At 63.2% G+C, this 9,401-nt stretch carries 13 protein-coding genes; 6 read left to right on the forward strand and 7 right to left on the reverse strand.

Features of this window, described 5'->3' with window-relative positions:
- The coding region (locus tag KBY71_RS13335; RefSeq protein ID WP_254929383.1) for a hypothetical protein at positions 1 to 452 on the forward strand (452 nt) is incomplete at its 5' end.
- A 300-nt stretch (positions 453 to 752) separates the two neighbouring features.
- Here KBY71_RS13335 and KBY71_RS13340 read toward each other — a convergent pair.
- From KBY71_RS13340 to KBY71_RS13350, 3 genes are read right to left on the reverse strand one after another with little or no spacing between them, the layout of a single operon-like run.
- Positions 753 to 1,022, reverse strand: a complete 270-nt coding sequence (locus KBY71_RS13340; protein ID WP_254929392.1) for a hypothetical protein — start codon at positions 1,020 to 1,022, stop codon at positions 753 to 755.
- 14 nt (positions 1,023 to 1,036) lie between these two features.
- On the reverse strand, positions 1,037 to 1,291 hold the full coding sequence (locus tag KBY71_RS13345) for a DUF3721 domain-containing protein (protein WP_197169814.1): 255 nt from the start codon (positions 1,289 to 1,291) through the stop codon (positions 1,037 to 1,039).
- Between the two features lie 46 nt (positions 1,292 to 1,337).
- Complete coding sequence (locus KBY71_RS13350; RefSeq protein ID WP_254929384.1) at positions 1,338 to 1,553, reverse strand: DUF3721 domain-containing protein; 216 nt, start codon at positions 1,551 to 1,553, stop codon at positions 1,338 to 1,340.
- A 64-nt stretch (positions 1,554 to 1,617) separates the two neighbouring features.
- Here KBY71_RS13350 and KBY71_RS13355 point away from each other — a divergent pair, with 64 nt between their 5' ends.
- From KBY71_RS13355 to KBY71_RS13375, 5 genes are all read left to right on the forward strand, one after another.
- The gene (locus KBY71_RS13355; protein WP_254929385.1) at positions 1,618 to 2,034 is read left to right on the forward strand and encodes a heavy metal-responsive transcriptional regulator; all 417 of its coding nucleotides are present in this window, start codon (positions 1,618 to 1,620) and stop codon (positions 2,032 to 2,034) included.
- Positions 2,035 to 2,187: 153 nt separating this feature from the next.
- Positions 2,188 to 2,880 carry a DUF305 domain-containing protein gene (locus KBY71_RS13360; protein ID WP_254929386.1) on the forward strand — a complete coding sequence of 231 codons (693 nt, stop codon included), beginning with the start codon at positions 2,188 to 2,190 and terminating at the stop codon, positions 2,878 to 2,880.
- A gap of 8 nt (positions 2,881 to 2,888) precedes the next feature.
- Positions 2,889 to 3,281, forward strand: coding sequence for a DUF302 domain-containing protein (locus KBY71_RS13365; RefSeq protein WP_197169810.1), 393 nt, complete (start codon positions 2,889 to 2,891; stop codon positions 3,279 to 3,281).
- An 821-nt stretch (positions 3,282 to 4,102) separates the two neighbouring features.
- Complete coding sequence (locus KBY71_RS13370; protein ID WP_254929393.1) at positions 4,103 to 4,600, forward strand: GNAT family N-acetyltransferase; 498 nt, start codon at positions 4,103 to 4,105, stop codon at positions 4,598 to 4,600.
- Complete coding sequence (locus KBY71_RS13375; protein ID WP_254929387.1) at positions 4,597 to 5,004, forward strand: PPC domain-containing DNA-binding protein; 408 nt, start codon at positions 4,597 to 4,599, stop codon at positions 5,002 to 5,004. Before KBY71_RS13370 ends, KBY71_RS13375 begins: the two co-directional genes overlap by 4 nt.
- Positions 5,005 to 5,065: 61 nt before the next feature.
- Here KBY71_RS13375 and KBY71_RS13380 read toward each other — a convergent pair whose 3' ends face one another.
- The 4 genes from KBY71_RS13380 to KBY71_RS13395 form a co-directional block, all read right to left on the reverse strand.
- A complete protein-coding gene (locus tag KBY71_RS13380; protein ID WP_254929388.1) occupies positions 5,066 to 5,527 on the reverse strand; it encodes a hypothetical protein in 462 nt (153 codons plus the stop codon).
- Between the two features lie 946 nt (positions 5,528 to 6,473).
- The gene (locus KBY71_RS13385) at positions 6,474 to 7,016 is read right to left on the reverse strand and encodes a hypothetical protein (protein WP_254929389.1); all 543 of its coding nucleotides are present in this window, start codon (positions 7,014 to 7,016) and stop codon (positions 6,474 to 6,476) included.
- Entirely contained in the window at positions 7,013 to 7,369 is a 357-nt protein-coding gene (locus KBY71_RS13390) for a hypothetical protein (RefSeq protein ID WP_254929390.1), read from the reverse strand. Before KBY71_RS13390 ends, KBY71_RS13385 begins: the two co-directional genes overlap by 4 nt.
- 199 nt (positions 7,370 to 7,568) lie before the next feature.
- A partial coding sequence (locus KBY71_RS13395) for a WYL domain-containing protein (RefSeq protein ID WP_254929391.1) occupies positions 7,569 to 9,401 on the reverse strand: 1,833 nt, incomplete at its 5' end.

Here is a 9,401-nt window from a genome sequence, read left to right on the forward strand (position 1 = left end):
CACGAATTCTCGCTGCACCAGAAACAAATCTATTTCTCTTTGCCTTTCTGCTCAACTTCTTTTACGAGGTTTGGCAGTCTCCATTTTACGAGTTCTACGCAAGTCCATCCCTGGGCGACAAAGTTATTGACTTGACCCACTGCGCCTTTGGCGATGGGGTCATCATTCTCTTCAGCAGTTGGACTGTGAGCGCGTTGATGCGTTCGCGGTACTGGGTGCTGACCCCAACCTGGAAGCTGACGCTCCTGTTTACCGGTATCGGCCTTCTGATCACGCTTGCGATCGAAACCTATCGAGTTAATGTTTCCAAGGCCTACGGAGTGCCGATGCTGGCAGTGCCCCTACTAGGCGTGAGTGCACTTGCCGTCATTCAATGGATCGTCTTGCCTGTCATCATCCTCTACATGGCTCGCCGGCACATGTTGGGATATTCGGGGCAAAATTTTCACTAACCCGTGGCATCATTCGCGGCTCCTGCTTCTTCTTTTGATACTCAATGTGGCATTGCCTTTGATGGCATAGATGATGCGTGCTCCCCATCAGTCGTTCAGTGTCTACGAAAGCTGTTGGCATCACTTCATTTCCATCGACCCTGTGGCCTGATTACCAGAAGATCATCCGCCGCATTCCTGGCGGAGATGATTTCAAACTGAGTCCATGCATTTCGAAGTGGTTGTGGAGGTTGAGCTTTTTGTTGTCGTTGCGTGTCAGGCTCAGAATCCTCATTAATACCCTCCTCCTGAGCGGCCTGATCAGGCCGCTGGCGGCGGTTGCTTCATCCCCCTGCGGCGGCCCGGCAGCAGTCCCATGCCGGAGCCGATCACGAACAGGGTGAGCAGCGCCAGGACCGAGGAGTACCAGGGCTGCAGATTGAGGAGGCCGAAGTTGCCCGTGTGCAGCTTCATCAGCCAGAAGGCCTCGATTCCCTGGGCCGATAGGGCGCCGTACAGGGAGCCGGAGAGCGCCGTGAGCAGCAGTGGCAGGGCTGCCAGGGGCACGAGGCTGCGGTGCACCCGGCGCATCAGGTGATGGTGCCTCACTCCTTATCCATTGCCTTGTGCAGATCCTGCATGTTGGCGCAGGGCATCCAGAGGGAGCCCATCGCAAAAGCCCCCTTGCACTTGAGTTCGGCGGCGCGTTTCTCCGCCTCCTGCTTGGTCTTGAACATGCCCTTCATGTGCGCCGCAGCGGGTGCGCTGACGAGCAGCGGAGCGAAGGTCGCCGCTACGAGGGCCGCCAGCAGAGCCCAACGGTTGGTCTGCTGGAAGGGGCCGGTGGAGTGCTGGGTCATTGAGATTGCGAGGGGATGGTCAGTGACAGAAAAGGGACTGCTGGTGTCACTTCTCCTTGGAGACGGCTTTCTCATAGACATCGAAGTTCTGGCAGGGCATCCAGTCCTTGCCCATTGCAAAGGCGCCGCTGCACTTGAGTTCCTTGGCTCGCTTTTCCGCAGCGGCCTTGCTCGGGAACATGTCGTTGGCCTGAGCGCGGGCGGCGCCGGGTGCCAGGGCAACGCCTGCCGAGAAGAGGACAGCCAGAGCGATGGGTTTCACGGAATTCCGGGAAGAAGTGCTGAATACCAGCTTAGAGTCTCCCCCTAGCAGGAGAGTCAAGCCCATGGCAGCTGTTGGCATCAAGACCGGCATGAAGATCGGGGCGCTGGCCATCCGCAGTGGCCTGCCGGTCAAGACCCTGCGCTACTACGAAGACTTGGGTCTGCTGCCGGCGATCGGCCGCAGCGAAGGCGGGTACCGCCTCTTCGCCGAGGAGAGCCTGCAACGCCTGGAGTTCATCCGCCGGCTCAAGACCCTCGGGCTCAGCCTGGAGGAGATCCAGGACTGCCTGGCGGTGCACGATGCCGGTGAGCTGCCCTGCGGCGACATCCAGGTCCAGCTGGGGCGCCAGATCGAGCGGATCGATGGCCAGATCAAGGAGCTGCGGCAGCTCCGCAAGGAACTGCAGGGCCTGCTGGAGGGCTGGCAGAGCGATCCAGCCAAGGATGACGCGGTGATCTGCCCCAATCTTCACGTCTGAAGGCTGATCGTGACGTTCGGCCCATACGCAGCGAATGGGCACACCGATTCGATGAAGCCATGACCCGAATCCGTGTCCGACTCCCTGCTAAGTGCCCATGCTGAAGAAAGGCACAAGCAAGGGAGAGAACTGATGGGCCATCACCATGCCGCGTTGGACCAGAAACGTTCGGCGGCGCTCAGGCTCGCGGCCGCTGCAGGGCTGGGAGCGCTCGTTCTGTCGCTGGAGGCTCCAGCGCGCTCGGTGCCGCCCCAGGTGGTGGCCCAAGCCGGAAGCGGGATGGGAAGGGGACTAAGCGGTCCGGGGCGGATGGCCGCCCAGTCGATGGATCAGCACTTCATCGTGATGATGATTCCTCACCATGACGGGGCGATCGCCATGGCAGATCTTGCCCTCTCCCGCGCGCGCAGGCCCGAGATCAAGGAGCTGGCCCGCAGCATCAAGGCCAGCCAGAGCCAGGAGAACGCCCAGATGCGGACCTGGTACCGGCAGTGGTTTGGCGGCGATGTTCCCAGCTGGACGACCGGAGGAGCCATGGGTATGGGCGGCATGGGGATGGGCATGGGTGGTGGCATGAAGATGGGCGGCATGGGCATGGGGATGGGCGGCATGGGCATGGGTATGGGCACAAGCCTGGCCGCCCTGAAGAATGCCGCCGACTTCGATCGTGCCTTCATCGAGCAGATGATTCCGCACCACCGCATGGGCGTGATGATGGCCTCGATGGCCCAATCCAACAGCCAGCATCCGCAGCTGCGGGAGCTGCAGCAGGCCATGGTTCGGGTGCAGAGCCAGGAGATCGAACAGATGGCGCAGTGGTATCGCAGCTGGTACGGAACGTCCTGATGCCAGCCATGGATCCGTTCTTCATCCTCGACACTCCGAAATCCTTCGAGGAGGCCAGTGCCGCCCTCCAGGAGGCGGTGGTGAACCAGGGCTTCGGCGTGCTGGCCGTCCATGATCTGGGCAACACTCTGCGCAGCAAGGGCCTGCCGTTCCCGGAGCAGTGCCGCATCTTCGAGGTGTGCAACCCCCAGCAGGCCGCCGCGGTGCTCAGCACCACGATGGCGCTCAACATGGCTCTGCCCTGCCGGATCTCCGTCTACACCGAAGCCGGCCAGACCCGCCTCGGGATGATCCGCCCCGAGGCGATGCTTGCTGGCCTCTCGGCCGATCCCTCCCTGAAGGAGCTGGCACGAGCGGTGGAGGCCTCCACAACGGCGATCATCGAGGCCGCTGCGGCTTAGCTAGCGGCAGTATCTGAGCGGCTGCGAGACCAAGGAGTCTCTGGACGCTGAATTTCGGGCCAGCCGGCTGCGCTACAGGGTCTGGCAGGTGCCGGGTGGGATCACCCGCCCCTGGGACTACCGCCGGGGCCGCAGAGGCGCCGTGATCCCCGATGGCACCACAGGGGTGGTCACCGCTACCGCTGTAGGGAGATCGGCTCCTATGCCCGCGCCCAGGAACTGCTGCGCCAGGGGCACACCGATCTCGATGGCAACGGCAATGAGGAAGCCTGTGAATCATTGCGCTCACTGGGTTTCTGCAGGTACGGGAACAGGCACTCCAGCAGGCCACCGCCAGCTGAAAAGGGGCGTACTTTGAACTTGAGGGGAGGCCCGGAAGCCAACCCAGGTCCCACCCTCCAACAGAGTCCGGCCAGGGAGCACCCGAGCCGGTGCGCACAGCGGAGGTGCGCCAACGATGCGACACACAACAGGTGAACTCGATGACGCAGCGCGAGCGTCATCCCGTAGCCGCAGAGAGCGATACGCCAATTCTGATTCCCGCGTGTTGACACCCCGGGCAGCAGTACCCGGGTCGAGATCACAACCGAGAAGGTCAAGCCTTGAGCATCTCTTCTCCCAGACGTGATCTCCTTCCCTTCCCTGCCAGGCCCAAGACAGGTCATACGTGAACCACAGACACCCGACCGGCAGTCCTTGGTGTGAGGAGGTGACCGCCGCAACCGGTGCTAAGGCGCCCCCCACGGGGCGCCTTCCTGTTGGCGAGACAATCACCAGACCACACCAGCGCTCCTCTAACCTCCCCCCGATCGCACCTGCAGATCCGCCCCTTTGAGGCAACAGACTGGCCGTTGCTGTGGGCGCTGCTGGAGCCGGTGTTCCGAGCTGGTGAAACCTTCCCCCACGACCCGGCCATCAGCGAGGCCGAGGCCCAGCTGGCCTGGGTGGAGCAGAGCCAGGCGGTGATGGTGGCCGTGAATGCAGCCGGAGCTGTGGTGGGCACGTATTACCTCAAGCCCAACTCACTTGCACTCGGCGCCCATGTAGCGAACGCGGGCTACGTGGTGGCCGAGCACTGCCGCCGCCAGGGCATCGGCAGTCGCCTCTGCCAGCACTCACTGCAGGCGGCGCGGCAACTGGGGTTTCGGGCTCTGCAGTTCAACCTGGTGGTGAGCACCAACACCGCCGGGATCCACTGCTGGCAGCGCAATGGCTTTCAGGTGGTTGGCACGTTGCCGGGGGCGTTCCGCCACCGGCAACTGGGTTACGTCGATGCGCTGGTGATGACCCAGTCCTTGGTGGAGGGGCCAATCCCATGAAGGTGGTGCCGTTGCGGCTGCATCCGGGCGAAGACCTGCGCCGGGCACTGGAGGCCTGGATGGGCGAGCAGCAGCAGGCGGGCTGCATGATCAGCGCCGTCGGCAGCCTGTCGGTGGCCCAGTTGCGCCTGGCCGGAGCATCTGAGATCACGACGATCTGCGGCGAGCTGGAGATCATCAGCCTCTCCGGCACCCTCTCGCCCGATGGCGCCCATCTGCACATTGCGATCGCAGACAGCAGCGGTGCTGTGATCGGCGGGCATCTTGGCCCCGGCTCACTGGTGCGCACCATCGCCGAGCTGGTCATTGGCCTGCTGCCGGAGTGGCGGTTCCAACGGGAGCTGGATCCAGCCACTGGCTACGCCGAACTGCGGATCAGTCCTCAAGCTCCGGGCCTGTGCTGATCGCCTGGGTGCAGCCCCCCTGCAATGGTCTCCCTGAGCAGGGGGCTGACGGGGGTCGCCGCTACGGGAGGTGAATCCACATGGCCGTTGGGATCTTGAGATCCCGCGCCAGCTTGGCCACGGTGGTGGCCAGGTCCGTGAAGGCAGAGGCTGCCGAGCTTGTGCTCGCAGCCGTGCTGCTCGCGGGCGGATCTTCCTCTGCAAACAGGGGGTCTGGCAGTTCGCCGGCCTCCAACGACGGCGATGAACAACAGGTTTCATCGCAGCTGTCGCTGGCCTCGATGGTCTGTTCCGCCCACGGCCTGAGCTTCAGTCCGCTGCGGGTTTGCAGCAGGTTGACCTCGTGGCCTTCCAGTTCGCTGAGCTTGTCGAGGTCGCCAAAGAGCTTGCTGCAAGCCAGTGCCGTATGGGTGTTGCCGGCAGGATCAATCATCAGAGCTACGGCGTAGGGATCGCCGTAGGGCGATGTGCGTTGATACAGCACCTGATGCAGCAGACAGCGGGTGGGAAAAGGCTCAGTCATGGATTCCACCTCCAGTAAGTGCAGTGCCGTACTGAGCAGCAGTAGCAGCAGAAACGATGCAGGCCACACCAGCACGATGCCGGCTGGGCAGAGGTGGATTGACCAGCCCTGACAGTTCTGTCAAGGGGCTGAGGTCAATTGCTGAGATGTGTCGCGAAAGGGGTGAAAAAGGCGGTCTGTGGGTCACCATGAATCTGCTGACAGAAAGCAGCACCCTTCAAGGGGAGGCCCAGGGAGGTGAGATCCCCTGGGCCTTTTCTTTGCGAAAAGCCCGGGACTCCCCGTGTCCCCCGGCCAAGGCCGGGAGTGCCACCCCTTGCCAAGGCGCCCATCAGTTCTATCAGCACCGGTGGGGTCCTGAACCACCCGACACCACCACTGGTGGTGTCAATTCCCAACCAGACCCTGAAGCAAAGCTTAAATATTTGGTGGGCGGGCCTAGAGTCGCGCGCTGGTGATTACTTGGCGCGAGTGTCTGAGGGCTGCGCACCACGGGCTCGTATAACGAAAAATAATCGACACTTCTGAGATCAATTGCGGTGCAATGGGTCTTGCCGTCTTCTCGGAAGTCTCACTCTGAGTAGATGTGGCGATTATGGATCTGGCGCGGCGCGGTAATCCGGTGTCGGCATGGGCCATTCCCCCTGGCCAATCGCGGGGTTTTCATGCAGTTTGTGCATCGTTGTCTGCAGTTGCGCACGAATAGCTGCGCGCCCGCCCGATTGGCGAGGTTCGGGATTCACGCCCTCTCGCAAGTACTGGCCCTCGATCTAGGGCCAGTACCTGTGGACTTCGGGCTTCCATGAGCCTCCGTCCCCTTGGGGCAGCTCCGGGGTGTCGGCAAAGTGATGCAGGTTCTGCATCATTTCCAGGGTCAATGCCTGCGCCTCTGTTGCTCAGGCGTCTGCCTGGGGCAAGAGGCGCTGCCGATGCCGGCGCCGATCGCTCAGCACTGTTTCAGCGTCTCTGCCTGTTGCTTGTAGGCCGCCACCCATTGCCTGAGGCCCGGCTTGGAATCCAGATAGGCCTCCCACTGCTGGTCGGTCGACTGGGTTGCCAGGTCCTGCACGGGCGGTAACTCGAGCTTTCGGCGCAAGGCATTGATGTTCTCAACCATGCCCTTGTAGGCGGCACTGTCTGGATTGTCGCTGAGCTTGATGGTTGAGCACCACGGCTTTTTGTTGTTCACAACCAGAAGCGGTTTCTTCAAAGTCTCCAGCTCAAGCAGCGATTGCTTGAGTCCGGCTTCGTAGAGGGGTTTGGTGGTGTCAGGTCCGCGCCTGGTGCCTGCCGTCAGACCCGTGGAAAACCGCAGCAGCTCCATCGCTGGCCTGGGGCTTTCGATGGTGGCGAAATCAAGGCTGACATCTTTGCCGAGCCGATCAATGGTCTCAACCTGAAAGCCGGTGATGGTGTAGTTCTTTACCATGAACGGGGCCGCCAGCATCATCGGCCAGAAGAACAAGGCGCCCGCGACGGCAACGCTCACGGCGCTGCTGGCGTCGGTTCCTGAGCCTGCATTTGCCGATTTCCAGCTGATGATCTCGGCTTTAGCACCAGGCTCTCTTTGTTCTTGCCGTAGTCGAAGGTGATCTCGCGGCCATCTTTGGAGAGCAGGGTCAAGCCAATCTGTTTCCCGCTGGTCGGCTCAACCGTCAGAAAGCCGGGACGAGAGAAGGGATAGGTGGGGGGCTGCAATTCTTCCGCCTTTTTCTTGGCCTCTTGTGCCTTGGCCGGATCTTCGGCGCAGCGAGTCTCTTGGTCCGGGGTGAGTCCGCGACCCGGCGGATATTTGCAATACAGCGGAAGATCGTTCGCTAGTAGCGGAAGCTGGCTGCTCAACAGCGCTGCCGCGGCTAACAGGCTAAGCGGACCACGGTTTGACTTCACGACGCAATTGCTCCTGTTGGCCACGGCTGGGCTCGGGCCTTTATGTAGACCCTGGAGTGCGTCATTCAGGGGGGTGGTGATGAATGGTTGTACCCATGCGAAATCCGCATCGAAACAAGAACTGTTGGGGTCGTGTTGGGTTTAGGTGTGATTACAACAACCGCCGGTCTTTGTGTCGGCGGTTGGCAAAGTCAGTCCGCTGGGAAGGCTGGTCTGCGGTAGCGCTTGGGCTTGGCTGCCCACCATTGGCCGCCATTGCCTCCTGACAGCGCAGCAGCAGCTCCTGCCTGAGGACATCGGGTTGTTCGATGCGAATGCCGCCGCCAAAGGCAAATAACCAGCTGCGCAGGTCGATGTCGGCGGCCACGGTCCAGGGGGGCAGGTCCAGCTCCACCGGGTACGGGTGGCTGGCGTCGGCTGGGCCTGGCTCGAGCACGTGCGGCGCCTTGGGGTGATGCCACCAGCTGTCGCCGGGCAGTGGTCTGGAAAAGCGAGTGTGCTCGATCGGATAGCGCTGCAGGCCCTCACGGATGAAGGCAAAGGCCCAGGGGCTGCAGCAGAAGCGCAGGGTCACCAGGGCCTGGCTGCGGCGCTGGGCTGAGCTGCTGGCCACCGCCAGCTGTTGCTCCAGGTCACTGCCGAAGAAGATGCCGCCGCTGTGGTGCAGCAAGCGCTCCAGCCGGTTGATGGCGGCGGCGTGCTGCTCGGGGTTGCGGCGCAGGTCGCCATCGCCGCGGGCCATGGCGAGGCGATCGAGCCGTTCGCTGCGGATCAACCCCTGCTCGCGCCCCACCTGGTCCTCCTCAAAGAGGAGATACCAGCCCACGTTGTGGAAGATCAGCTGCAGCGGCCACACGCGCAGCTCACCAGCGGGGCTACCGGCAAAGCTGCCCACGCCGGGGTAGCGCTGCAGCAGCACGCGGCGGTGTTCCACGATTGCCGCTTCGATCGCCTCGGCGCGGCGGGGTGCGGCCAGCGAGTCGCGGCGCACCAGCTGGGTGTCGACCACCGCATGGCGGGCATAGCTGCGCACCGGCGGTAGGCCATCGGCGCTGATGCCGGCCCAGCCCAAGCGTTCATCCAGCTCGGCCAACAGGTCCTGCGCCGATGGATCAGCCAGCCGGCCGGCCGCCTGCTGCACCACGTTGTGCACCTCCCGCAGCCGGGCCGGTGAGAGCACGGCGGTGCCCAGGCAGTAGCCGTGGCGCACGTTGTCGTTGCGGTTGCGGAAGCCGTAGGGGGTGAGGAGCTTCTCGAGGTCCTTGCGCAGGGTGGCCGTTTCGCCCGGCAGGTAGGCGCCGGGGATCGTTTCTGTGGCGGTGATCAGGTGCTGATGGAGGTTGCTGCCGCGCTCGGCTGGCCGGTCAAAGGGCACCTGCAGCAGGTGGCGCAGCAGCGTCATCACCCGCACAAACACCGGCCCATCGCCCATCGGCGGCAGCCCGCCATGGATGGGTGCGGCGGCACGCGGCGCTGGGGCCAGCTGAACCGGTGGGGTACTTGGGATCGCGCTGCAGAAGCCGTTGGCTTCCAACCAGGCCAAGTCGTTGCGGATGGCGCTGGCATCGGCAAAACAGGCTCCGTGCAGCTTCCCCAGAAAGGCCGCTGCCCGATCGGCCAGATCGCCCTGGGGCAGAGGCGAGAGGATCGCCTCCAGCTCTTCTGCGCTGGCGGGGTCTGTGGCGGCCAGATCGGGCCAGGTGCACAGCAGCCGGATCAGATGGAGCAATCGCTCGAGATCGAGTAGCCGCGAATAGCCATGGCGTTGCAGCTTGCGCTCGCGGTTGGTGGCCGAGCGAATGCGCTGATCGAGTCCGGCCAGTTCGGCCTGCAGCACCTCCGTTAGATCGTTGTGGTGCGTGGGCACTACGGCACAGATGGCCGCAAAACCCTCCGCCCGTGATGGCCCGAAGTGCGGATCGGCCAGGGCGGCGGCCATCTCCTGGATCACCGGCACCGGCACGGCCCGCTCGCGCCGGCTGTT

Source organism: Cyanobium sp. T1B-Tous (genome assembly GCF_024345475.1).
Taxonomy (GTDB): Bacteria; Cyanobacteriota; Cyanobacteriia; order PCC-6307; family Cyanobiaceae; genus Cyanobium_A.

Bases quoted from the DNA above. Each gene is read 5' to 3' on its own strand.
- KBY71_RS13340 (WP_254929392.1), bottom strand. From the start codon at position 1,022: ATGCGCCGGGTGCACCGCAGCCTCGTGCCCCTGGCAGCCCTGCCACTG.
- KBY71_RS13345 (WP_197169814.1), bottom strand. From the start codon at position 1,291: ATGACCCAGCACTCCACCGGCCCCTTCCAGCAGACCAACCGTTGGGCT.
- KBY71_RS13355 (WP_254929385.1), top strand. From the start codon at position 1,618: ATGGCAGCTGTTGGCATCAAGACCGGCATGAAGATCGGGGCGCTGGCC.
- KBY71_RS13365 (WP_197169810.1), top strand. From the start codon at position 2,889: ATGGATCCGTTCTTCATCCTCGACACTCCGAAATCCTTCGAGGAGGCC.
- KBY71_RS13375 (WP_254929387.1), top strand. From the start codon at position 4,597: ATGAAGGTGGTGCCGTTGCGGCTGCATCCGGGCGAAGACCTGCGCCGG.
- KBY71_RS13380 (WP_254929388.1), bottom strand. From the start codon at position 5,527: ATGACTGAGCCTTTTCCCACCCGCTGTCTGCTGCATCAGGTGCTGTAT.